Below are 23086 nucleotides of genomic sequence, written 5' to 3'. Positions count from 1 at the left end.
GTTCATTACAGAACCGCCTTTCATGACAGCCTTGCAGAGTGTAGCCAACTATTGCGAGAATAAAATAGGTATGAGGTTATCCTTTCAATATCAATCTAAGAGGGTTATTCACCGAAACAGAGCCTGCTTGCCTTTGCCCAGGTTGGGGGGCAACTTGCTTGAGCTCGTGAATAACCTTCTAAGATTTCAGATCTCAGGGTGTTATTCATGGGGGTTTGTTCGTGTCGTTAGTGGGCGCATCGGCCGTCTCGGGAGAGAATTGGGTTACCACACTCGATTCTCATGGGGAGACGGCCGGTGCGTTATCAGTCTACCACGGGGCTGTGCGATGAGGATGTCGATGAGCTTGTCCGGCGTATCGGTCAGATGCTCGAATCGCGGGGCCAGAGCCTGCTGGGCTACCGCCCGGGGCTCAGGCAGCAGGTGGAGCTGACCTTAGTTTTGGCGCGTCATAACATCTCCCAAGCCCTGGCCACCGAGATGTACGGTATTTCTCAGCCCACTGTCTCCAGGGTCTGGAGGCGCATGGTGCCCCTGCTGACTCATGTGCTGGCCATGACTGGGATCTGCCTGGCCCAGGCCGTGGCCCAGGGCAGCCTCCTGCTCGTGGATGGCACCCCGATCCCCACTGGCAACAGGCCCGCAGCCGGCAGGCAGGTCGAGAAGGCCAACTACTCAGGCAAGCACCACGCCCAGTGCCTGAGCGTCCAGGTCGCCGCCACCACCGACGGCACTCTCGTGGCAGTATCGGACCCGGTGCCCGGCTCACGCCACGACAGCGCCGCCCTTGGCCTGTGCGGCTGGGATGAAATCCTTACCGGCGCCGATTGGATCGCCGACACCGCCTACACCGCACACGGTGCGCTGACCCCTATCAAGAAGATTCCAGGCAGAGATCGCCTGGAGTGAGAAAAATAGTTCAATAGGGCTGTATCATCCACACGCGCCGCTATCGAGCACACCATCGCCACATTGAAGAAATGGAAAATCCTATCCACCGGCTACCGCCACCGCCTGGCAGAACTCCCCAGCATCATCACCCTGATCACCAAACTCGAGCTCTACAGAATAGGCTGGTAAACCCCCACATGAATAACACCCTCAGTGTGCGGGTTTTGGGGTACCGTGGAGCCCAGAAATGCAGCACACTGATTGCTCGATCGTATTTACCCGTTCGAGTGCGCATCTGGGCGGAACCACTCCGATGAGAGTCTCGGTTGCCTATCATGCAACCTATGATGCCTCCGACGGTTCGTCCGGAAATTTGGGTACTACAACCACAACAAGCACTCATCACGTTCCAGTGGCCGAGGCTCAGACCCTCAATAGTAATCCTAATAATTGACGGGCGGTTAGACTGCTGGTGTTTTAGGAAGGTTATTCAGGGGTTGGTGTAGGTGTATAGGGATAGGGTGGCCGTGATGGTTTCTTTGAAGGTGTGAAGCGCCCTGGGTTTCGTTCCGTGGTTAGACGACCGCGCCCGCGACCGTCTAACCACGGAACGAAACCCAGGGCGCTTCAACTTGATGAAGGGCACCCTAACATCGGACCAGGGCAGCGAGATGGCCCGCCACGCTGCCCTGTACCGGGGCCACCGACATGCCGGTCTACTTCGCCGATCCCCACAGCCCATGGCAACGAGGCAGCAACGAGAACACAGGTGGCCTGATCCGCGAGTACCTACCCAAAGGAACCCCCACCCCCCAGCACCAGCCCTACCTGACCGCCATCGCCGAACGAGCACGGGTGAACGCCCCCGCGCCACCCCGGACTACCCCACCTCACGCTAAGCCTTCGAACGCCTCCTCGTTGCTTCCACCCCTTGACACCAAGCAGCCACTTTAGCCCTATGCACCTACACCAACCCCTGAATAACCTTCTTTAGTTCGCATCCTTTGCGGGCGATGTCACTAGCGGTGTGGAATCCTGTGGTTTAGAGTTAGACAGAGGATATCGAACTTGTACGGCCTGAGCTGTGTATTGCAACAGTGAGATAGTCATGTCTTTTATTTTATCGTCGGTCAGTGTCTGATTCCTGCTAAGCTCATAGAAATTGATGGACAGCGTTCGTTCGCTTGTGGAGAACCACACTGCGTAGCCTTCGATGATATCCTGCCGAGGGTTCAATACAAAGTAACTATTCCCATCGAGTCCTAGATCAAGTCGATCAACCTCGAAGCCGTGATTCTCCGGCTCTGCAGTCACGCGCTCTTCGGTGATCTTTGTTGAAGCGATACTCCAGAACCAGGGGTCGTCAACATAACTAATTCGTACACTACCAAAACCTTCGAATTCCAATGTGCAGGATAAATCCGGGATAAAATCGGTTGATCCGGTGTGAGCAAGGTAGTGAGAAACGACACGAACATCCGCAATTTCCTCGATTTTCGTTTTCGAAAAAGCGTCGCACACTGTTTCCGGAACGATTTCATCATCACCTGTCGTTCGATGACTTCTGTACCACCAGAGTGACGTTCCGACAGTAGTTGTTGCGAGCGTCAGGATAATCAAGAACATCAGGGAGCGATTTCTTGTGATTTTTTGTAGAGTGTTCCGTTTCGCAGCGCTACCATTCTTCTCCGCCATAAGCCCTCTTGAACTCTTTTTCATCAGTCCAGGGCTTAGTCTCCTGTTCGGTCCCTATCTCATTGAGTGTGCTTATTAGTTCGGCGTCACTCCCGTCATTGTCTTTAATCCAGCTATAGAAGCTCTTGATCTGTTCTTCCGTCTCCAGGGTGATTTCGTACCCACCGTTTTCATTTACTGAACACCAAGGATTCTCTTCTGGGTCGGGGATGTTGTTCACCAGCCCAGAATTCAAAGCGTTAGTGTATGCCGCACCCAGAAGCGCAGAGTTGTCGTGGTGACCTGTCGCATCAGGTGCTGAACTCCGTACTGTGGATAAACCCGTATTTACTACTGTAGCAGGAAAGGAAATATGTGGGGAGGGGACTGCTCCTAGGATCGACGTTGCCGCCATTGCCCCGTCGTAGATGCTGCTAGAATTCTCTGAGTTGTTGAGTGAAGTGAGAAGATTGATAACTTCTGCTTGATCGTCATACGTGGCTTTGATTTCATCAATGGTTGCAGCTCCCAGCCCGTTACGCGCTGAGGAGCGCGCGGCTGCATAAGCCGTCGTCCCTTTTGCGATTTCGTAATTCGCATCAGAAGAATCCGATACTTCATGGAGTAGCCTTGCTACAGAATTTTCTATGGTGCTGCTCTCTCCTCCATTAATGGTGATAGGCGCCGTTTTATAAGGCTCTTCGTCTCCTGGGATAATTTGACTTCTTGTTGCGATACCAGTTACTTCCGGGCCACAATTTCCTAACAGGATTCCAATGTTGTGCTCCGTGCTGTTCCACTGGATGCTATCGGTATTTTCGGCGAGTAAGGTCAGGCCCTTTGCTGTAACCCATGTTGCTCGGTCATCGATGGTGCTGTCGCTAGGCGGGCGCAAAGATGAAGCACCTGCCAAAGCTCTGCTAAGGCCATCTATTCCGGACGCCCCCCATTCCCTGTTGTTGAGCAACTCCCATCGTGCAACAGCCGCGGGACTGGGGTCGGTATGGATGCCGGGCGGCTCCCAATCTGGCATGAAATAGTTTACGGCTGCTTCAGGTCTATTTCCCATCGCGCTCATGACGCCAGCGAGTGGGTCGTCATCAGTAATGATGGGTTCCTCCTCAAGTCGTTCTGCGAGACGAAGAATGAAGTTATCATCGTAGTATGCATCTGGTGTGCTAAGAAGGCGGTTTAATTCCCCCAATCGCTGATGGCCGGAGGCGATTGCTGCCTCTGTAAAAGCGTTTGACTTGTCGAGGGCTTCAGCCCCATTCTGGCTCTGACTGTAAGATGCGAGTAGATGGCCCAGCATCGACGTCGCATTTGGGTTCGAATTATTTTCCTGTTCTAAGCCGCCTAGGATTCCTCCGTTATATGGGCGCTTCGATTCGTTTCCCAGTTCCCTTTGTTTGTTTGAAATGCGTTCGGAGAGATCAAGGTAGGCTTCTGGGGTCCATGTAGTAACAAAAGCAGCGCCATAGGTGGGAATGTCTTGATGTTTGGCTATCTCTGCCATAATCTCATTGATGTCACGCCCTTTGGATGATTTTCCGTCCCCTGAATCAAGTGCTTCCTGAAGTTCGGCAGACTCTGCCTGGGCGTTCTTCACGGATTCGGAGTTGTAGGACTTGACGTTGGTGACAGTGTCCATGTCGTTCCAATACGCCTCGGTGTCGACGGTTCCCTCAGGGGGATCCGGAAGATAGTATGATACGATGCCACTGCTATCGCTGGTAGTGATTCCGCTCGAATTTAGATCGATCGCCTCCTGTCTCCGAGTGCGCAACTGATCCGCGATGTTGAGAAGTTCGTTGGCGCACCCGCTCAGCGTCCCGGAACCAGGGCCGGGCGTCAGAAATGCCGGATAGGCTATGGTGGCATCCACAACAGAGGGAACCGGATCATGGTTCTCAGTGCTGGAATCCCTGATATTTTTTCTCTGGGCATTAATCGCGGTGGCTCTCTCCGTAAGATTGTTGATGACGGTCATCATGCCATTAATGTCGATCTGAATGAATGCCATGAGCTACTTCCTTCGGAGTTAAAAGTGAAACTGGAGTCGCGGAGATAAGGCCTGATAACAATTTAGGGCTTCGGCCACCTGGCTTCCGCTGAATCTCGGGGAACCTTCTCCATTCGGCTTTCGACAATGTCGTCTTCAGCGCTGGTGAGGTCGGATATGATGCTCTGTATCGCTGCATCCGAGGCTCCGACTTTCTCGCTGATTTTAGTGCGGTAGTCATCCGCCACCGGAGAGGTCCACACAGCCTCAGTCAAGCCCTCATCGATCTGGTCGGCGGTGGTGCCCGCGGAGGACGATAGGCCTGCGAGATGGTTCTGTGACGCTGTCGCCGTCTCCTTGATGTTCCTGATCGCCTCCAGTTTCGGGTTCGGAACAGTGTCGGAACTATCTTCAGTGTCAGGGTGTTATTCATGTGGGGGTTTACCAGCCTATTCTGTAGAGCTCGAGTTTGGTGATCAGGGTGATGATGCTGGGGAGTTCTGCCAGGCGGTGGCGGTAGCCGGTGGATAGGATTTTCCATTTCTTCAATGTGGCGATGGTGTGCTCGATAGCGGCGCGTGTGGATGATACAGCCCTATTGAACTATTTTTCTCACTCCAGGCGTTCTCTGCCTGGAATCTTCTTGATAGGGGTCAGCGCACCGTGTGCGGTGTAGGCGGTGTCGGCGATCCAATCGGCGCCGGTAAGGATTTCATCCCAGCCGCACAGGCCAAGGGCGGCGCTGTCGTGGCGTGAGCCGGGCACCGGGTCCGATACTGCCACGAGAGTGCCGTCGGTGGTGGCGGCGACCTGGACGCTCAGGCACTGGGCGTGGTGCTTGCCTGAGTAGTTGGCCTTCTCGACCTGCCTGCCGGCTGCGGGCCTGTTGCCAGTGGGGATCGGGGTGCCATCCACGAGCAGGAGGCTGCCCTGGGCCACGGCCTGGGCCAGGCAGATCCCAGTCATGGCCAGCACATGAGTCAGCAGGGGCACCATGCGCCTCCAGACCCTGGAGACAGTGGGCTGAGAAATACCGTACATCTCGGTGGCCAGGGCTTGGGAGATGTTATGACGCGCCAAAACTAAGGTCAGCTCCACCTGCTGCCTGAGCCCCGGGCGGTAGCCCAGCAGGCTCTGGCCCCGCGATTCGAGCATCTGACCGATACGCCGGACAAGCTCATCGACATCCTCATCGCACAGCCCCGTGGTAGACTGATAACGCACCGGCCGTCTCCCCATGAGAATCGAGTGTGGTAACCCAATTCTCTCCCGAGACGGCCGATGCGCCCACTAACGACACGAACAAACCCCCATGAATAACACCCTCAGGGCACATACAGGTGAACCTCATTCTTCGTCGGTCGATGATGAGAAGGTCGGTCGTGTGGCAACTAGGTTCGGATCTGATCGAGCACGGTCGGCGACCTGAGGCCGTGACCGCCTCTGGCTGGCGCTTGACTGGCGTTTGTTACAGTAGCATATCGGTCGCCAGCAATCAGGGATTCGACTCAGCGGCACCACTGCCGGGCCTCCGATCCTCCCGGCTGCACTCGCCGGCCGACCTGACGCGGCGTGATGCCAGGGCTACGTCCCTCGCAGTGCCCCTCGCAGTCCTGATGCGCGCGGCTCCGGCCCGCCCGCTGGTCCTGGCAGTCAGCTCCGTTCCAGCCTTGCAATCGCAGATGTTACGTCCATGTCACGTCCGTCACTGCGTGGGTGCTAGGCTCCCTAGCACGCGACTGGCCCTGCCTCGCAGGATGAGCCCGGACAGGCGGGCCCCGGCCGCGGACCTGATGGAGTCGAACGGGAGGGAATGCAGTGCGCATGCGGATGTGCTGCTGTTGCTGTCGCTGAGACAGCACTCCCTTCCATCCGCCTAAGACCGAGACGAGGCACTCGTGAGCACTGCCCCAGCCCCCAGCAGCACCCCGCACAGCACAGATCCGCACGACCCCCAGGGTGACCCGGCCGCTTCCCTGCCCGGCCGCGAGGGTGAGCCCCTGGTGAGCATCCAGCACGTCACCAAGCACTTCGGGGACTTCACCGCCCTCAACGACGTCAGCCTGGACATCGCCCGTGGCGAGGTCGTCGCCGTCATCGGCGCCTCCGGATCGGGCAAGTCCACCCTGTGCCGCACCATCAACCGCCTGGAGACCATCAGCTCGGGCCGCATCATCATCGACGGCCGGCCCCTGCCAGAGGAGGGCAAGGAGCTGGCCCGCCTGCGCGCCGAGGTTGGCATGGTCTTCCAGTCCTTCAACCTCTTCCCCCATCGCACAGTGCTGGACAACATCACCCTGGCGCCCATCAACGTGCGCCGCATCCCCAAGGACCAGGCCACCGCCAGGGCCCACGAGCTCCTGGCCCGCGTGGGCCTGGCCGACCAGGCCGCCAAGCGCCCCCCGCAGCTCTCCGGCGGCCAGGCCCAGCGCGTGGCCATCGCCCGCGCCCTGGCCATGGACCCCAAGGTCATGCTCTTCGACGAGCCCACCTCCGCCCTGGACCCCGAGATGATCAACGAGGTCCTCGACGTCATCGGCGACCTGGCGGCCTCGGGCATGACCATGCTCGTGGTCACCCACGAGATGGGCTTCGCGCGCAACGTGGCCGACCGCGTCATCTTCATGGACGGCGGCCAGATCGTCGAGCAGGGCGAGCCCACCGCCTTCTTCGACGCCCCGCGCATCGAGCGCGCCCGCGACTTCCTGTCCAAGATCCTCAGCCACTAGCACGGCCTGCGCCGTCCGCCCGCTGTCCATCCACCCAGACGACCCAGACGACCCAGCCCACTGAGACCACCAGACCACCCCGGGCCCGCCACCATGAAAGGAAGTCCCATGACCGCTCTGACCCGACGCACCCTCCTGGGCGCCGCCAGCGCTGCCTCCCTGGCCACCGTCCTGGCCGCCTGCTCCGACACCGGGGCCGACGGCACCGCCGTGGCCAGCTCGACCTCCGGGGCCGACTACGGCACGGTCATCAACTCCGGGCCCGTGGCCCCCGCCGAGGCCGTGGCCGCCTCCACCTGGGCCACCGCCATCAAGGAGGCCGGCAAGCTCCAGATCGGCGGCACCAAGGTCTCTCTCGTCTTCTCCCAGGAGGACCCCACCACCGGCGAGCTCAAGGGCTTCGACGCCGGACTTGCCCAGACTCTGGCCCGCTACATCATCGGCGGCGACGACGCGGCCTCCCTGGTGGAGGTCACCCAGGCCACCTCCGACACCCGCGAGACCCTCCTGGAGAACGGCCAGGTCCAGGCCGTCATCGCCTCCTACACCATCAAGCCCGAGCGAGCCGAGAAGGTCTCCTTCGCCGGCCCCTACTACTTCTCGGGCCAGGCCATCCTGGTCAAGTCCTCCACTACCAGCATCAAGGGCGTGGAGGACCTGGCCGGGGTCAAGGTCGCCGTCCAGTCCAGCGCCACCTCCGGGAAGGCCTTGGCCCAGCACGCACCCCAGGCCCAGGCCGTCCAGTTCGAGGACGACTCCAAGTGCTTGGCGGCCCTGGACGCCGGGCAGGTCGAGGCCTACGTCCTCGACCAGGCCCTCCTGCTGTCCCACGCGGCCGCCAACGACCAGTACACGATCGTCGGCGAGCCCTTCACCGAGGACCCCTACGGCATCGGCCTGCCCAAGGACTCCGACGCCCAGGCCTTCGTCAACACCTTCCTGCAGGCCATCTACGACGACGGTACCTGGGCCGCCATCTGGTCGGCCACCATTGGAGACGTCGTCGGCGGCCAGGCCCCCAAGCCGCCGCAGATCGGCTCCGTGCCCGGCTCGGAGGCCGCCGGCTCCGCCTCGCCGTCGGCCGATACCGGCGAGCAGGCCACCGACGCCGCCTCCGCGGATCCCACCGACGCCGACCAGGCCTCCGAGGCGCCCTCGCCGGACCCCGCCGACGGCGCCAGCCAGGCGCCCGACCAGGGATCCGGTCAGGACTCCGAGACCCAGGCGTCCCCGGGCCTGTCCCCGCAGCCGACCGAGTGAGCCACCAGTGAGCCGCTGAGGCGCCGGGGCGGGTCCCGGCCAGTGCGGGCCGGCTGGTCCGCACCCGGCCCGCTATGGGCCCGTCCCGGCGCCCTCGACCCTGATCACCACCGCCTCCCAGGAGGAACCGCATGAATGTCATCACCGACAACCTCGGGATGATCGGCTCCGGCCTTGCCACCACCCTGCTCATCGCCACCCTGGCCTATGCCGGGGCCCTGGCGCTGGGCACCATCATGGCGGTCTTCCGCGTCGGCCCCATCCCGCCGCTGCGGGTCCTGGCCTCGGCCTGGGTGGTCGCCGCCTGCAATGTCCCGGTCCTGTGCCTCATGATCCTGCTGGCCTTCGGCGCCCCCCGCCTGGGGGTGGGCATCTCGCTGTTCTGGTCGGTGGTGGCGGCCATCGTCTTCTCCGGGTCGGGCTTCGTGTGCGAGACGCTGCGCAGCGGCGTCAACTCGGTTCCCAAGGGCCAGATCGAGGCGGCCCGCGCCCTGGGCATGCCCTTCGGCTTCATCATCCGCACCGTGGTGCTGCCCCAGGCCTTCGTGCGCACCATCCAGCCACTGGTCAACATCTTCATCTCCTGCCTCATCGGCTCGGCCCTGGCCGCCGCCGTCGGCGTGCCCGAGCTGACCAACGTCACCCAGCAGCTCAACATCGTCTACAGCGAGGCCGTCATCACCTTCCTGCTCGCGGGCCTGATCTACCTGGCCATCGCCTTCGGGGCCACCAAGATCGGGAGCCTGCTCGAGCGCGCCACCTCAGGAGGACGAGCATGACCTCACCCGCCGCTCTAGGCACCGTCCTGGGAACCGGTCTGGGGCGCCGTCGCCCCCAGGGCCCCACCGACGCCGACCTGCTCTTCGACGCCCCCGGCCCCCGGACACGGCGCCGCATCCTGTGGACCTCCATCCTCGTCAGTGCCGTGCTGGTGGCCCTGGTGGCCCTCGCCCTCTACCAGGCCCACCTGGCGGGACAGCTCGCCTACCCCAAGTGGCGCTACTTCCTGGGCCGCTCCACCGTCGCCTTCCTGCTGTCGGCCCTGCGCGACACGCTCATCGCCGCGGGCATCGCCGCGCTCATCTCCTTCCCCCTGGGGGTGCTGCTGGGCTGGATCCGCCTGGCCCGCAGCACCGCCGTGCGCCTGGTGGTGGGCACGTGGATCGACGCCATGCGCGCCATCCCCATGCTGCTGCTCATCTACTTCTTCCTCCTGGCCGTCCCGCCCCTGACCGGCTACACCCTGCCCACTATGTGGATGCTCGTGGTCCCGATCTTCATGTGCTCCTCGGCCACCACCGCGGAGGTCTTCCGGGCCGGCGTCCTGGCGCTGGACAAGGGCCAGAGCGAGGCCGCCCAGGCCCTGGGCATGAGCCGGGGCCAGACCATGCGGCTCATCCTGGCGCCCCAGGCCCTGCGCCTCATGCTCCCCACCCTCATCACCCAGCTGGTGACCATCCTCAAGGACACCTCCCTGGGCTACGTGGTGGCCTACAACGAGCTCATGTACGCCGGCCGGCGCCTGGAGACCTTCGCCCGCAGCGAGTACCGCCTGGACATCTACCTCCAGACCTACCTGGTCATCGCCCTCATCTACCTGCTGGCCAACTGGGCCCTGGGCGTCCTGGCCCGCAAGGTCGAGGCCCGCACCCGCGCCTAGGCGTCCTTCCCCGTGACGCTGAGGACGGGGAGGGCAGGGCCGGTGGCGGTGCGGCCCGCGCCCTGGGAGGGCCGGAGGCTCGGGACGGTCGCGGGACTGCATGGTGGGCGTCGTTTGGCGGAAAGGTCGTCACGTCGCGGAATGGACGTACCTTGCAGGTGTCGTCCATTCCGCCAAGTGACGCCGTTGTCGCGAAGTGACGCCCAATCGCACCCGCCCCACCACCAGCCGTGGGCCCGCTGCACATCTTCGGCCCCGAGCGGGCGGGGAACGGCCCCAGGATCGGCGTGATTCCGCGGCCCGGCCGGGCGACTGCCGGCTGAAGATGTGCAGCGGGCACCGGGCTGCACATCTTCAGCACCGCCGCCGCCCCGCAACCCCGACCTTTCGGCATGATCCGGTCGGCCCGCTCCTTGAAGATGTGCAGCAGCACGCCGCAGGCAGGGGCGGCGCCCGCGGCGCGGCGGTGAGACAGGATTTCAGCGCTGTCCCCGCCGCGGACTACCCTGGGCGCGGAGTACCACCCACCGGAAGGCACTGCAGATGACTGATGCTCACAGCGCCCTCTCGCCCCTGGATGAGGCGGGCATCAACGCCCTGGTCGAGGCGGCCCTGGCCGCCATCGCCGAGGCCCAGGACCTCGCCGGCCTCAAGGAGGCGCGCCTGGCCTACATCGGGGACGCCTCCGCCCTGGCCCTGGCCAACCGCGCCATCGGGGGCCTGGACAAGGCCGACAAGCCCACCGCCGGCAGGCTCCTGGGCGCCGCCCGCGGGCGTATCGGCGCCGCCCTGGCCGCCCGCCAGGAGGAGCTGGAGGCCGCCGCCGAGGAGCAGATGCTGGCCACCGAGGCGGTCGATGTCACCGTGCCCACCACCCGCACGGCCCCCGGGGCCCGCCACCCCCTCGACCTGCTCATCGAGGAGGTCTCCGACTTCTTCAGCTCCATGGGCTGGTCCATCGCCGAGGGGCCCGAGGTCGAGCACGAGTGGTACGACTTCGACGCCCTGAACTTCGACACCGACCACCCCGCCCGCCAGATGCAGGACACCTTCTACATCCAGGGCGAGTCGGTGGGCGCCGGACCGGGCGAGCCGGCCAACCTCGTCCTGCGCACCCACACCTCCCCGGTCCAGGCCCGGGTCATGCTGGACCAGGAGCCGCCCCTGTACGTGGCCTGCCCCGGCAAGGTCTTCCGCTCCGACGAGCTCGACGCTACCCACACCCCCGTCTTCCACCAGGTCGAGGGCCTGGCGGTGGACAAGGGCCTGACCATGGCCCACCTCAAGGGCACGCTCGACCACTTCGCCCGGGCCATGTTCGGGCCCGAGGCCCGCACCCGCCTGCGCCCCTCCTTCTTCCCCTTCACCGAGCCCAGCGCCGAGATGGACCTGTGGTTCCCTCACAAGAAGGGCGGGCCCGGCTGGATCGAGTGGGGCGGCTGCGGCATGGTCAACCCCAATGTCCTGACCGCCTGCGGCATCGACCCCGAGGTCTACACCGGCTTCGCCTTCGGCATGGGCCTGGAGCGCACCCTCATGCTGCGCCACGGCATCGCCGACATGCACGACATCGTCGAGGGCGATATCCGCTTCTCCCAGCAGTTCGGCACCACCGGAAAGGGCCACTGACATGCCATACATCCCCCTGGAGTGGCTGCGCGAGCACGTCGATGTGCCCAGCGGCACCACCGCCGAGCAGTTGGCGGCCGACCTGGTGCGCGTGGGCCTGGAGGAGGAGCGCATCGTCCCCCCGGCCGTCACCGGCCCGCTGGTGGTCGGCAGGGTGCTGACCTTGGAGTCCAAGGAGCAGTCCAACGGCAAGGTCATCAACTACTGCCGCGTGGACGTGGGGCCCGAGCACAATGATGCCCCCGGCACCGGCAAGGAGCCCAGCGACCTGCCCAGCCGCGGCATCGTGTGCGGCGCCCACAACTTCGGCGTGGGGGACTCGGTGGTGGTCAGCCTGCCCGGCGCCGTCCTGCCCGGCGACTTCGCCATCTCGGCCCGCAAGACCTACGGGCACATCTCCGACGGCATGATCTGCTCGGCCCGCGAGCTGGGCATCGGGGAGGACCACGACGGCATCATCGTGCTCGACCAGTGGCTGGCCGAGCAGGGCCGCGACGGCGAGGAGCCCCCCGCCCCCGGAACCGACGCCCTGCCCCTGCTCGGCCTGGGCCAGGAGGTCCTGGAGATCAACGTCACCCCCGACCGGGGCTACTGCTTCTCCATGCGGGGCGTGGCCCGCGAGTACTCCCACGCCACCGGCGCCGCCTTCACCGACCCCGCCGACGGCGCCAATGCGGGCCTCTACCCCCAGGGCGTGGCGCCGGCCGGGCCGGAGGGCTTCCCCGTGGTCATCGAGGACGAGGCCCCCATCCACGGGCGGCCCGGCTGCGACCGGTACGTGGCCCGCGTCGTGCGCGGCATCGATCCCGCGGCCCCCTCCCCGGCCTGGATGCAGGAGCGGCTGACCGCCGCCGGGATGCGCCCCATCTCCCTGGCCGTAGACGTCACCAACTACGTCATGCTGGACCTGGGCCAGCCCCTGCACGCCTTCGACCTGGCCAAGTTGACGGCGCCGGTGGTGGTGCGCCGTGCCAGGCCGGGGGAGTCCCTGACCTTCCTGGACGAGGCCACCCGCGACCTTGACCCCGAGGACCTGGTCATCACCGACTCCACCGGTGGCCGGGGCGCGCGCCCCCTGGTCCTGGCCGGGGTCTTCGGCGGGGCCGCCGCCGAGGTCGATGAGACCACCACCGACCTGCTCATCGAGGCCGCGCACTTCGACCCCGTCTCCGTGGCCCGCTCGGCGCGGCGCCACCGCCTGCCCACCGAGTCCTCCAAGCGCAATGAGCGCGGCGTGGACCCCGCCCTGCCGCCGGTGGCCGCCCAGAGGGCCGTCGACCTGCTCGTGGAGTACGGGGGCGGCACCGCCGAGCCCACCGCCACGGATCTCGACCGCACGGCGCCCCCCGAGCCGCTCCTCATCCGCGCCGACGCCGCCCAGCGCCTCACCGGGGTCGCCTACGGCACGCCGCGGGTCACCGAGCTGCTGGAGATGATCGGCTGCACGGTCCGGCCCGCGGGCACCGACGAGGAGGGCCGCGAGCTGCTCGCGGTCACCCCGCCGACCTGGCGGCCCGACCTCGTGGGCGCCGCCCACCTGGCCGAGGAGGTGGCCCGCCTCGACGGCTACGACTCCATCCCCGTCATCATCCCCACCGCGCCGGCCGGATCGGGCCTGACCGCCCGTCAGCGGGCCTGCCGCGAGGTCGTGCGGGCCCTGGCCGGGGCGGGCCTGACCCAGGTGCTGACCTACCCCTTCATCGGCGATATCCACGACCGCCTGGAGATCCCCGAGGGCGACCCGCGGCGCCGGGCCGCGGCCCTGGCCAACCCCCTGGCCGAGGACGCGCCCCTGCTGCGCACCAGCGTCCTGGACTCCCTGGTGGAGGCCGCCCGCCGCAACGCCTCGCGCGGACTGCCCGACCTGGCCATCTACGAGCTCGGCGCCGTCACCCGCCCCGCGGGCACCGTGCCCGCGCCGATCCCCGGCGTGGAGCACCGCCCGAGCCCCGAGCAGATCGAGGCCCTGGAGGCGGGCATCCCCGCCCAGCCGACGCATATCGCCGCCGTCCTGGCCGGGCAGGCCCAGGCCGCCGGGGTCCTGGGCGCGGGCCGCCCCTGGGACTGGGCCGACGCCGTCGAGGTCGTGCGCACCGTGGCCCGCACCCTGGGCGTGGGCGTGGAGGCCGGTGCCCCCGTCGAGCCGGTGGCCCCCTGGCACCCCGGCCGCACCGCCGAGCTGCGCCTGCCCGCCACGCGGCGGGGCAAGGAGCTCCAGGCCGGGCCGGTGGTCGCCCACGCCGGCGAGCTCCACCCGCGCGTGGTCCGCACCCTGGGCCTGCCGGCGCGCACCTGCGCCGTGGAAATCGACCTGGAGCCGCTGCTGGCGGCCGCCGAGGCGGCGGGCGCCCTCCAGGTGGCCCCCGTCTCCACCTTCCCCGCCGCCAAGGAGGACATCGCCCTGGTGGTCGAGGAGCCGGTGCCCGCCGCCGCCGTCGAGGCCGTGGTGCGCCAGGCCGCCGGGGACCTGGCCGAGGAGGTGCGCCTCTTCGACGTCTTCCGCGGGCCCCAGTTGGGAGAGGGCAGGAAGTCCCTGGCCTTCTCCCTGGTGCTGCGCGCCGCCGACCGCACCCTGACCGCCGAGGAGACCGCGGCGGTGCGCAAGCGGGTGGTCAAGCGCGCCGCCAAGGCCCTGGGCGCCGAGCTGCGCTCCTGAAGGCCACAGGCCGCTTCTCACGGACTCGCGCGGCGGGCAGGTGAGAAGCGGCCGGGCCCCATCAGCGCCGCTGACGGGGCTCGGAGGCGCCCACGGGGCCGCTGCCCGCGGGCGGACCGGAGTGGGATGTGTTTCTCCTAACAGCACCAGGATCTGGGTATCGGGTCCCACCATGAGGGGCCGGATCTGTGAATACTGTCGCGTATGAAGATTCTGCTCACATCATCCTCCCGCCACGGCTCCACCGATGAGGTCGCGGCCGTCATCGCCCAGCGGCTGCGCGAGGCCGCGGTCGAGGTGGATCAGGCCCACCCCGAGGATGTCGAGTCCGTGGAGGGCTATGACGCCTTCATCATGGGCAGCGCCGTATACATGACCAAGTGGACCAATGAGGCGGTGGACTTCACCCGGCGGTTCCGCACGACTCTGGCCGCCAAGCCGGTGTGGGCCTTCTCCGTGGGCCTGTCCGGGGTGGCCGACGGGCAGGCCGCCGACCCGCTGCGCATCGGCCCGGTGCTCCTGGCCCTGGAGCCCGAGGATCACATCTGCTTCGCCGGGCGCTTCGCCCCCGACCGGCTCAACCTGCGCGAGCGCTCCATCGCCCGCCTGGGCGGCGCCTCCGAGGGGGACTACCGCGACTGGGATCAGGTCACCCAGTGGGCCGACGCCATCATCACCTCCCTGCACGACACCACGGCCTGACGCGCCCCGTGCCGGCATAGGGCCGGCAAAGGGCCGGCACTGTGCCGACGTGCCGGCCTCGCGCCGGCACAGCGCGGACGCAGTGCGGACGCAGCGCAGGGGATCATGCGGCGCGATCCGGCTGCTGGCAGGGTGCGGGGCATGGGGCGGGGCCCTGCGGCCCCGCCCGTTTTGCATTTGTATGCATCGGTCGTATGGTTTCTGCATGACTTTCTCCGTGGCCGTCGCCGGCGCCACCGGGTACGCCGGTGGCGAGGCCCTGCGCCTGCTGAGCACCCACCCGGATATCGAGATCGGCGTGCTCAGCGCCGCCTCCTCGGCCGGCACCCTCCTGGGGCAGCACCACCACCACCTGGCCCACCTGGCCCAGCGCCGCGTGGAGGCCACCGACGCCGCCGCCCTGGCCGGGCACGACGCCGTCGTCCTGGCCCTGCCCCACGGGGCCTCGGGAGCCGTGACGGCGGCCATCGAGAAGGAGGCCGCCGCCCAGGGCGTCGACCCGCTGCTCATCGACTGCGGCGCCGACCACCGGCTGACCGACCCCGCCGCCTGGGCCGCCTTCTACGGCCAGGACAGCCCCTACGCCGGTGCCTGGGCCTACGGCATGCCCGAGCTCCTCCACGCCGGGGAGACCACCGCGGCCCGCCAGCGCGCCGAGCTGGCCGCCACCCGGCGCATCGCCGTGCCCGGCTGCAATGTCACCGCCGTGACGCTGGCCCTCCAGCCTGGCATCGCCGCAGGCCTGGTGGACACCGGCGACCAGGCGCCCCCGATCACCGCGGTCCTGGCCGTGGGCTACTCCGGGGCCGGCAAGGCCCTCAAGCCGCACCTGAGCGCCGCCGAGGCCCTGGGCTCGGCCCAGCCCTACGCCGTGGGCGGCACCCACCGCCACATCCCCGAGATCACCCAGAACCTCACCGTCGCCGGGGGCGGGCCCGGGGCCGCACGGATTTCCTTCACCCCCGTCCTGGTGCCCATGAGCCGCGGCATCCTGGCCACCGTCACCGCCGGGGCCACCAGCGCCATCACCCGGGCCGAGGACCCCACCGCCGCCCTGCGCCGCGCCTGGGGCGCCGCCTACGGCGCGCCCGGCCAGGGCGAGCCCCTCATCGACCTGCTGCCCGAGGGAGTCTGGCCCACCACCGCCGCCGTGGCGGGCAGCGGCCTGGCCGCCGTCCAGGTGGCCTACGACCCGGTGGCGCGCACGATCACCGCCCTGTGCGCCATCGACAACCTGGGCAAGGGCACCGCCTCGGCGGCCCTCCAGAGCCTCAACCTCGCCCTGGGCCTGCCCGAGGCCACGGGCGTCATCGCACAGGGAGTCGCGCCATGAGTGTCACCGCCGCCCAGGGCTTCCGCGCCGCCGGGGTCAGTGCCGGTCTCAAGGAATCCGGAAGGCCCGACCTGGCCCTGGTGGTCAACGACGGCCCGCTGCACACCGCCGCGGGAGTCTTCACCACCAACCGGGTGGTGGCCGCTCCCGTGGTCTGGTCGCGCCGCATCATCGAGCAGGCCACGGGCGGGGGCCCCGCCCCGGACGCGGGTGAGGGCGCCGTCGTGCCCCCGGCGCCCCCGCAGAACGAGGCCGCGACCGGCCCGCGCGCCGTCGTCCTCAACTCCGGCTCGGCCAACGCCTGCACCGGGGCGCGCGGCGAGCACGACACCGCCGCCACCGCCACCGAGGTGGCCGACCTGCTGGGATGCCGGGCCGACCAGGTGCTCGTGTGCTCCACCGGCGTCATCGGCGCCCCCCTGGACATGCCCCGCCTCCTGGCAGGTGCCAGGAGCGCCGCCCAGGCCCTGGGTACAGGCCTGGAGCGCGGGCATGAGGCCGCCGTGGCCATCATGACCACCGACACCGTCCCCAAGGAGGATGCCCTGGAGGTCGAGGGGCCCCAGGGGCGCTGGACCATCGGGGGCATGATCAAGGGCGTGGGCATGCTCGCCCCCGGCATGGCCACCATGCTGGCCGTCATCACCACCGACGCCGTCGTCGGCCCCCAGCAGGCCCAGCGGGCCCTAAGCGCCGCCACCGCCCGTACCGTCAACCGCATCAACTCCGACGGGTGCATGTCCACCAACGACACCGTCCTGCTCCTGGCCTCCGGCGCCTCGGGCGCCGCACCCGCCCCCGAGGAGCTCGAGGCTGCCGTCGAGCAGATCCTGGGCCGCCTGGGCCGCAGGCTCGTGGCCGACGCCGAGGGCGCCACCCACGACATCGCCATCACCGTCACCGGCGCCGTCAGCGAGAAGGCCGCCGAGGCCGCCGCCCGCACCGTCAGCTCCTCCAACCTCCTCAAGTGCGCCGTGGCCGGCGGCGACCCCAACTGGGGCAGGGTCCTGTCACAGCTGGGCACCGTCCCCGAGGAGGCCTGCCCCTTCGACCCCCAGGAGGTGGATGTGACCATCAACGGCGTGACCATCTTCCGCCACGGCGCCCTGGGCGAGGACCGCAGCCTGGTGGACATGAGCCCGCGCGAGACCCGCATCGACATCGATCTGGGCGCGGGCCCGGCCCAGGCCACCGTATGGACCAACGACCTGACCCACGGCTACGTCACCATCAACGCGGACTACACCACATGAGCACCTCCCACACCCCCCGGCCCACCACCCGCCGGCCCACCTCACTGACCGACCAGCAGAAGGCCTCGGTGCTGCTGGAGGCCGTGCCCTGGCTGCGCACCTACAAGGGCGCCACCATGGTCATCAAGTACGGCGGCAACGCCATGGTCGACGAGGAGCTCAAGCGGGCCTTCGCCCAGGACGTCCTCTTCCTCCACCAGGTCGGGGTCAGGCCCGTCGTCGTCCACGGCGGCGGCCCCCAGATCAACGCCATGCTCACCCGCCTGGGCATCGACTCGGAGTTCCGCGGGGGCCTGCGCGTGACCACCCCCGAGGTCATGGACGTGGTCCGCATGGTCCTCACCGGCTCGGTCCAGCGCGAGCTGGTCTCCCTGCTCAACAAGGACGGCTCGGCCGCCGTGGGCATCAGCGGCGAGGACGGCGGCCTGCTCCAGGCCCGCCAGAGGCCGGCCACCGTCAACGGCCAGAGCGTGGATGTGGGGCTCGTGGGCGACGTCGTCGAGGTCAACCCCCAGCCCATCATCGACCTGCTCGACCAGGGGCGCATCCCCGTCATCTCCTCCGTGGCGCCCCTGTCCACCGACTCCTCCACGGTGCTCAACATCAACGCCGACACCGCCGCGGCCGCTATCGCCGTGGCCCTGAAGGCCCGCACCCTGCTCATGCTCACCGACGTCGAGGGGCTCTACGCGGCCTGGCCCGACCGCAGCTCGCTGGTGCCCTTCATCAGCGCCGCGGCCCTGGAGGAGCTCCTGCCCAGCCTGGAGACCGGCATGATCCCCAAGATGGAGGCCTGCCTGCGGGCCGTGCGCGGGGGAGTGGGCCAGGCCCATGTGGTCGACGGCCGCCAGGCCCACTGCATGCTCCTGGAGATCGTCACCGACGAGGGCGTGGGCACCGTCATCCACCCCGGGGACGCACCACTGCCCCCGCTCAGCGGAGGGAGGAGCCTATGAGCACCACCGGCGAGCACGCGGCCGGCGAGCACGCGGCCGACCAGCGCACCAGCGGTGAGCAGTGGTCCCAGCGCTACGCCCAGGCCGTGATGAACACCTTCGGCCCGCCCCAGCGGGCCCTGGTGCGGGGCCGGGGCACCCGCGTGTGGGACGCCGATGGCCGGGAGTACCTCGATCTGCTGGCGGGCATCGCCGTCAACTGCCTGGGCCATGCCCACCCCGCGATCCTCCAGGCCGTCACCGACCAGTTGTCCACCCTGGGCCATGTCTCCAACTTCTTCACCAACCCCGCCCAGGTGCGCCTGGCGGAGCGCCTGGCAGCCATCGTCTTCCCCGAGGAGCAGACCGGGCACGGGGACGGCGTCCAGGCCGGGCCGGCAGGCAGCACGGGCGGCGCAGGCAGCGCCGACAGCGTGGACAGCGCGGAGGGCACTGCCGGCGCCGGCAGCCGGGTCCGGGTCTTCCTGGCCAACTCCGGCACGGAGGCCAACGAGGCGGCTTTCAAGATCGCCCGCCGCCACGGCGGGAGCCGGCGCCCCCGCATCCTGGCCCTGGAGCGGGCCTTCCACGGCCGGACCATGGGCGCCCTGGCCCTGACCCACAAGGCCGCCTACCGCGAGCCCTTCGAGCCCCTGCCCGGCGGGGTGGAGTTCCTGCCCGCCGGCGACGCCCAGGCCCTGGAGCGGGCGATGGGCCCCGACGTCGCCGCCCTGGTCATCGAGCCGATCCAGGGCGAGGCCGGGGTGCGCGAGCTGGGTGAGGACTACCTGCGCGCCGCCCGGGAGCTGACCCGCAGCGCCGGGGCCCTGCTCATCTGCGACGAGGTGCAGACCGGCATGGGCCGCACCGGGGCCTGGATGGCCCACCACCTCCTGGCCCCCGGCGTGGTGCCCGACGTCGTCACCCTGGCCAAGGGCCTGGGCGGGGGCATCCCCATCGGCGCTCTTGTGGCCCGCGGCCAGGCCGCCGAGCTCCTGGGGCCGGGGCAGCACGGCACCACCTTCGGCGGCAACCCGGTGGCCAGCGCCGCCGCCCTGGCCGTCATCGAGACCATCGGCGAGCTCGGACTGCTCGACCATGCGCGCCGCCTGGGGGAGCAGTGGGCCCAGGAGCTCGCCCAGCTGCCCCAGGTCGCCCAGGTCCGGGGCCGCGGACTGCTGCTGGGCGTGGGCCTGGCCGCGGGCGCGCCCCCCGCACCCCAGGTGGCCTCGGCCCTCCTGGAGCGCGGCTTCATCGTCAACGCCCCAGGACCCGATACGATCCGCCTGGCCCCGCCCCTCATCCTCACCCCGCAGGAGGCCTCCTCGCTCACAGGGGCACTGGCCCAGGCCCTGGCAGAAAGGAGCAATCCATGAGTGAGATCCTCGACCGCACCAGCCCCTACCGCCAGACCACCGGCGCCTCGAGCCCCAGCACCAAGGCCGCCCGCCACGCCCTCATCGTGCGCATCCTGGCCAAGGAGCGCATCCGATCCCAGGGCCAGCTGCGCGACGCCCTGGCGGCCCGCGGCGTGAGCACCACCCAGGCCACGCTCTCGCGCGACCTGGTCGAGCTGCGCGCCACCAAGATCCGCTCGGCCGATGGCCAGGTCTACGCCATCCCCGAGGGCAGCGTCATGGGGCAGCTGGCCGGCCCGGCCCCGGCCCCGGGCACCGACTCCCTGGCCGACCACACCACCGCCCGACTGGCGCGCTGGTGCGCCGACCTGCTCGTCACCGTCGAGTGGGCCGAGGGCCAGGTGGTCCTGCGAACCCTGCCCGGTGCCGCCGAGCTCCTGGCCGCCGCCGTCGACGACGCCATGATGCCCGGGGTGCTGGGCTGCATCGCCGGGGACGACACCGTCCTGGTCATCACCCGCAGCTCCGAGATCTCCGCAGAGGTCTCCGGCCACCTGCTGGGCCTGGCCGACAGCCGTCCCAGATCCTGACCCGGGTCCGAGCGGACCCGATCCCGGAAGGACCCGGGCAGCCCCGCCCAGGAGGCCGGGCCCCACGGGCCCTCGCCCCTGCACACCCCGGGCAGCCACGGTCCTTCCCTCGTCGCCGGGCCCACCGGCGCCCCACCCCACAGCACCTCCCACCGAGACGATCCCGGCCGCCCGCGGGCGAGCAGGAGGAGACCAGTCATGATGACAAGCACTGAGCAGACCAGCGACAACAAGGACCGGGTGGTCCTGGCCTACTCCGGGGGCCTGGACACCTCCGTGGCCATCGGATGGATCGGCGAGCAGACCGGCAAGGAGGTCATCGCCGTCGCCGTGGACGTGGGCCAGGGCGGTGAGGACCTCGACGTCATCCGCCGGCGCGCCCTGGACTGCGGGGCGGTGGAGGCCTGGGTGGTCGATGCGCGCGAGGAGTTCGCCACCGACTTCTGCATGCCGGCCCTCAAGGCCAATGCCCTCTACCAGGGCACCTACCCCCTGGTCTCGGCCCTGTCCCGGCCCCTCATCGCCAAGCACCTGGTCCAGGCCGCCCGCCGCTTCGGGGCGGGCACCGTGGCCCACGGGTGCACCGGCAAGGGCAATGACCAGGTGCGCTTCGAGGTCTCCATCACCTCCATGGCCCCGGACATGACCTGCATCTCCCCGGTGCGCGACCTGGCCCTGACCCGGGACGTGGCCATCGACTACGCCGAGCGGCACTCGCTGCCCATCGAGACCACCAAGCACAACCCCTTCTCCATCGACCAGAACGTCTGGGGCCGGGCCATCGAGACCGGCTTCCTGGAGGACCTGTGGAACGCCCCCACCAAGGACGTCTACTCCTACACCGAGGATCCCACCTACCCGCCCCTGCCCGATGAGCTCGTCATCACCTTCGAGGAGGGCCTGCCGGTGGCCATCGACGAGCGGCCCGTGACCCCCCTGGAGGCGATCCAGGAGATGAACCGGCGCGCCGGCGCCCAGGGCGTGGGCCGCATCGACATCGTCGAGGACCGCCTCGTGGGCATCAAGTCCCGGGAGGTCTATGAGGCCCCCGGCGCCCTCGCCCTCATCGAGGCCCACCGCGCCCTGGAGGCGGTCACCCTCGAGCGCCTCCAGCTGCGCTACAAGCGGCAGATGGAGAGCACCTGGAGCGACCTGGTCTACGAGGCCCAGTGGTACTCCCCGCTCAAGCGCTCCATGGACGCCTTCATCGCCGACACCCAGCGCTACGTCAGCGGCGACATCCGCATGGTGCTGCACGGCGGGCGCGCCACCGTCAACGGGCGGCGCTCGGAGACCGGGCTGTACGACTTCAACCTGGCCACCTACGACGCCGGGGACACCTTCGACCAGTCCTCCTCGCGGGGCTTCATCGAGATCTACGGCCTGCAGTCCAAGCTGGCGGCCGCCCGCGACGTGCGCACGGGCCACGGGATGGGCTTCTGAGGCCGGGCAGGAGAGCAGCCCTCAGGCCCGGTCCCGGGGCGGCCATCCGCCCCGGGACCGGGCCCGCTGCATCTCAGGCGCCCTCGTCGCCGCCGTGGCGGCGCAGGTAGCGCGAGTCGTCATTGACGTAGGCGTAGTAGGCGCCGATGAGCAGGCCTCCGCCCACGAAGTTGCCCAGCAGCGCCACCGCCACATTGCCCATGGCCAGGGGGATGTCGATGCCGTGGTTGAGGCCGACGACGGTGAACAGCACGGTGTTGGCCACCGAGTGCTCCAGGCCCAGGAAGGCGAAGACGAAGACCGCGATGATCATCGAGAAGATCTTGGACCAGTCCTCGGCGATGTAGCCGTTGTAGATGAGCAGCATGGCCAGGTTGATCATGAAGTTGCACAGGATCGCCCTGATGAACAGGTCGGCCGCGCCCGAGGCCGAGGACAGGTAGCCGAGCTTGACCTCCACCGAGTGCAGGGCCTGCTCCCCGGTGGGCCCCTGGATGAGGGTGGAGAAGCGGTAGAGCAGGGCGAAGACGAGCCCCCCGGCGAAGTTGCCCAGGAAGCACAGGACCAGGACTCTCAGCCCCCGCCACCAGGAGATGCGGTGGTAGTAGCCGCCGATGACCACCACCATCATGTTGCTGGTCAGCAGCTCGGAGCGGGTGTAGTAGATGAAGACCAGGGCCGGCCCGAAGCACAGGGCCCCCAGGATCCTGCCCAGCCCGGCCAGGGAGGCCTCGCCCACGTGGATCTCATCGAGGATGCCCACGATGGCGTAGTTGACGACGTAGAAGACCGCCACGATCATCCCGGCCATGGCCGCCCGCATGAGGTAGCGGTGGGCCAGGGTGCCGGTCATGCGGGTCTTGGTCTCCAGGGCCTCAAGGACGGTGGAGATGAACTGCTTTCCGGGGAACAGGGCGTTGGGTGCGTCTGCCATGCCCCCATGCTTCCATGCGGTGGCCCGTGGCGGTGGC

16 protein-coding genes and 3 pseudogenes are annotated in these 23086 nt (G+C 67.9%); 15 read left to right on the top strand and 4 right to left on the bottom strand.

What is annotated here, in order from left to right; genetic code table 11:
- Positions 1-282: 282 nt before the first annotated feature.
- Positions 283-1080 (top strand): annotated as a pseudogene (locus MANAM107_RS00330) (transposase family protein).
- 446 nt (positions 1081-1526) lie between these two features.
- Positions 1527-1734: pseudogene (locus tag MANAM107_RS00325) on the top strand (IS30 family transposase); the annotation flags it as partial.
- Between the two features lie 147 nt (positions 1735-1881).
- On the opposite strand, the gene MANAM107_RS00320 reads toward MANAM107_RS00325, so the two are convergent.
- The 3 genes and pseudogenes from MANAM107_RS00320 to MANAM107_RS00310 all read right to left on the bottom strand — a co-directional run bounded on the left by MANAM107_RS00320 (position 1882) and on the right by MANAM107_RS00310 (position 5722).
- Positions 1882-2586: a hypothetical protein gene (locus MANAM107_RS00320; RefSeq protein WP_223909679.1), complete on the bottom strand. Its 705-nt coding sequence runs from the start codon at positions 2584-2586 to the stop codon at positions 1882-1884.
- Positions 2567-4588 (bottom strand): DUF6571 family protein, encoded by a 2022-nt coding sequence (locus MANAM107_RS00315; RefSeq protein ID WP_223909676.1) that lies wholly within the window; start codon positions 4586-4588, stop codon positions 2567-2569. The genes MANAM107_RS00320 and MANAM107_RS00315 overlap by 20 nt, the downstream gene beginning before the upstream one ends.
- Positions 4589-5008: 420 nt before the next feature.
- Positions 5009-5722: pseudogene (locus tag MANAM107_RS00310) on the bottom strand (transposase family protein).
- 821 nt (positions 5723-6543) lie between these two features.
- Between MANAM107_RS00310 and MANAM107_RS00305 the strand changes: the two are divergent.
- The 13 genes from MANAM107_RS00305 to MANAM107_RS00245 all read left to right on the top strand — a co-directional run bounded on the left by MANAM107_RS00305 (position 6544) and on the right by MANAM107_RS00245 (position 22115).
- Positions 6544-7296, top strand: coding sequence for an amino acid ABC transporter ATP-binding protein (locus tag MANAM107_RS00305; RefSeq protein WP_308443651.1), 753 nt, complete (start codon positions 6544-6546; stop codon positions 7294-7296).
- 108 nt (positions 7297-7404) lie between these two features.
- Entirely contained in the window at positions 7405-8556 is a 1152-nt protein-coding gene (locus MANAM107_RS00300; RefSeq protein ID WP_223909674.1) for a glutamate ABC transporter substrate-binding protein, read from the top strand.
- A 131-nt stretch (positions 8557-8687) separates the two neighbouring features.
- Complete coding sequence (locus tag MANAM107_RS00295) at positions 8688-9335, top strand: amino acid ABC transporter permease (protein WP_179900501.1); 648 nt, start codon at positions 8688-8690, stop codon at positions 9333-9335.
- Positions 9332-10216, top strand: a complete 885-nt coding sequence (locus MANAM107_RS00290) for an amino acid ABC transporter permease (RefSeq protein WP_223909671.1) — start codon at positions 9332-9334, stop codon at positions 10214-10216. Before MANAM107_RS00295 ends, MANAM107_RS00290 begins: the two co-directional genes overlap by 4 nt.
- Positions 10217-10759: 543 nt before the next feature.
- Complete coding sequence (pheS, locus tag MANAM107_RS00285; protein ID WP_223909668.1) at positions 10760-11845, top strand: phenylalanine--tRNA ligase subunit alpha; 1086 nt, start codon at positions 10760-10762, stop codon at positions 11843-11845.
- 1 nt (position 11846) lies between these two features.
- Complete coding sequence (gene pheT / locus MANAM107_RS00280) at positions 11847-14501, top strand: phenylalanine--tRNA ligase subunit beta (RefSeq protein WP_223909665.1); 2655 nt, start codon at positions 11847-11849, stop codon at positions 14499-14501.
- Positions 14502-14705: 204 nt separating this feature from the next.
- A complete protein-coding gene (locus MANAM107_RS00275) occupies positions 14706-15203 on the top strand; it encodes a flavodoxin domain-containing protein (protein WP_223909662.1) in 498 nt (165 codons plus the stop codon).
- 205 nt (positions 15204-15408) lie between these two features.
- Positions 15409-16536 carry an N-acetyl-gamma-glutamyl-phosphate reductase gene (gene argC, locus MANAM107_RS00270; protein WP_223909659.1) on the top strand — a complete coding sequence of 376 codons (1128 nt, stop codon included), beginning with the start codon at positions 15409-15411 and terminating at the stop codon, positions 16534-16536.
- Complete coding sequence (gene argJ / locus MANAM107_RS00265) at positions 16533-17789, top strand: bifunctional glutamate N-acetyltransferase/amino-acid acetyltransferase ArgJ (RefSeq protein WP_223909655.1); 1257 nt, start codon at positions 16533-16535, stop codon at positions 17787-17789. Before argC ends, argJ begins: the two co-directional genes overlap by 4 nt.
- Positions 17786-18745: an acetylglutamate kinase gene (argB, locus tag MANAM107_RS00260; protein WP_223909651.1), complete on the top strand. Its 960-nt coding sequence runs from the start codon at positions 17786-17788 to the stop codon at positions 18743-18745. The genes argJ and argB overlap by 4 nt, the downstream gene beginning before the upstream one ends.
- A complete protein-coding gene (locus MANAM107_RS00255) occupies positions 18742-20100 on the top strand; it encodes an acetylornithine transaminase (protein WP_223909648.1) in 1359 nt (452 codons plus the stop codon). Before argB ends, MANAM107_RS00255 begins: the two co-directional genes overlap by 4 nt.
- Positions 20097-20672 (top strand): arginine repressor, encoded by a 576-nt coding sequence (locus MANAM107_RS00250; protein ID WP_223909644.1) that lies wholly within the window; start codon positions 20097-20099, stop codon positions 20670-20672. The genes MANAM107_RS00255 and MANAM107_RS00250 overlap by 4 nt, the downstream gene beginning before the upstream one ends.
- 201 nt (positions 20673-20873) lie before the next feature.
- The gene (locus tag MANAM107_RS00245; protein WP_223912620.1) at positions 20874-22115 is read left to right on the top strand and encodes an argininosuccinate synthase; all 1242 of its coding nucleotides are present in this window, start codon (positions 20874-20876) and stop codon (positions 22113-22115) included.
- A 73-nt stretch (positions 22116-22188) separates the two neighbouring features.
- On the opposite strand, the gene MANAM107_RS00240 is transcribed toward MANAM107_RS00245, so the two are convergent.
- Positions 22189-23049, bottom strand: a complete 861-nt coding sequence (locus tag MANAM107_RS00240) for a formate/nitrite transporter family protein (RefSeq protein ID WP_223909641.1) — start codon at positions 23047-23049, stop codon at positions 22189-22191.
- Positions 23050-23086: the final 37 nt, after the last annotated feature.

The sequence above is a fragment of the Actinomyces capricornis genome, assembly GCF_019974135.1.
In the GTDB taxonomy this organism is placed as follows: domain Bacteria; phylum Actinomycetota; class Actinomycetes; order Actinomycetales; family Actinomycetaceae; genus Actinomyces; species Actinomyces capricornis.
The sequence above is the reverse complement of the archived record's forward strand: the minus strand, read 5'-3'. Positions and strand labels throughout refer to the sequence as shown.

Bases quoted from the DNA above. Each gene is read 5' to 3' on its own strand.
- MANAM107_RS00245 (WP_223912620.1), top strand. From the start codon at position 20,874: ATGACAAGCACTGAGCAGACCAGCGACAACAAGGACCGGGTGGTCCTG.
- MANAM107_RS00315 (WP_223909676.1), bottom strand. From the start codon at position 4,588: ATGGCATTCATTCAGATCGACATTAATGGCATGATGACCGTCATCAAC.
- MANAM107_RS00320 (WP_223909679.1), bottom strand. From the start codon at position 2,586: ATGGCGGAGAAGAATGGTAGCGCTGCGAAACGGAACACTCTACAAAAA.
- pheS (WP_223909668.1), top strand. From the start codon at position 10,760: ATGACTGATGCTCACAGCGCCCTCTCGCCCCTGGATGAGGCGGGCATC.
- MANAM107_RS00240 (WP_223909641.1), bottom strand. From the start codon at position 23,049: ATGGCAGACGCACCCAACGCCCTGTTCCCCGGAAAGCAGTTCATCTCC.
- MANAM107_RS00300 (WP_223909674.1), top strand. From the start codon at position 7,405: ATGACCGCTCTGACCCGACGCACCCTCCTGGGCGCCGCCAGCGCTGCC.
- MANAM107_RS00275 (WP_223909662.1), top strand. From the start codon at position 14,706: ATGAAGATTCTGCTCACATCATCCTCCCGCCACGGCTCCACCGATGAG.
- argC (WP_223909659.1), top strand. From the start codon at position 15,409: ATGACTTTCTCCGTGGCCGTCGCCGGCGCCACCGGGTACGCCGGTGGC.
- pheT (WP_223909665.1), top strand. From the start codon at position 11,847: ATGCCATACATCCCCCTGGAGTGGCTGCGCGAGCACGTCGATGTGCCC.
- argB (WP_223909651.1), top strand. From the start codon at position 17,786: ATGAGCACCTCCCACACCCCCCGGCCCACCACCCGCCGGCCCACCTCA.
- MANAM107_RS00255 (WP_223909648.1), top strand. From the start codon at position 18,742: ATGAGCACCACCGGCGAGCACGCGGCCGGCGAGCACGCGGCCGACCAG.
- MANAM107_RS00250 (WP_223909644.1), top strand. From the start codon at position 20,097: ATGAGTGAGATCCTCGACCGCACCAGCCCCTACCGCCAGACCACCGGC.
- argJ (WP_223909655.1), top strand. From the start codon at position 16,533: ATGAGTGTCACCGCCGCCCAGGGCTTCCGCGCCGCCGGGGTCAGTGCC.
- MANAM107_RS00295 (WP_179900501.1), top strand. From the start codon at position 8,688: ATGAATGTCATCACCGACAACCTCGGGATGATCGGCTCCGGCCTTGCC.
- MANAM107_RS00290 (WP_223909671.1), top strand. From the start codon at position 9,332: ATGACCTCACCCGCCGCTCTAGGCACCGTCCTGGGAACCGGTCTGGGG.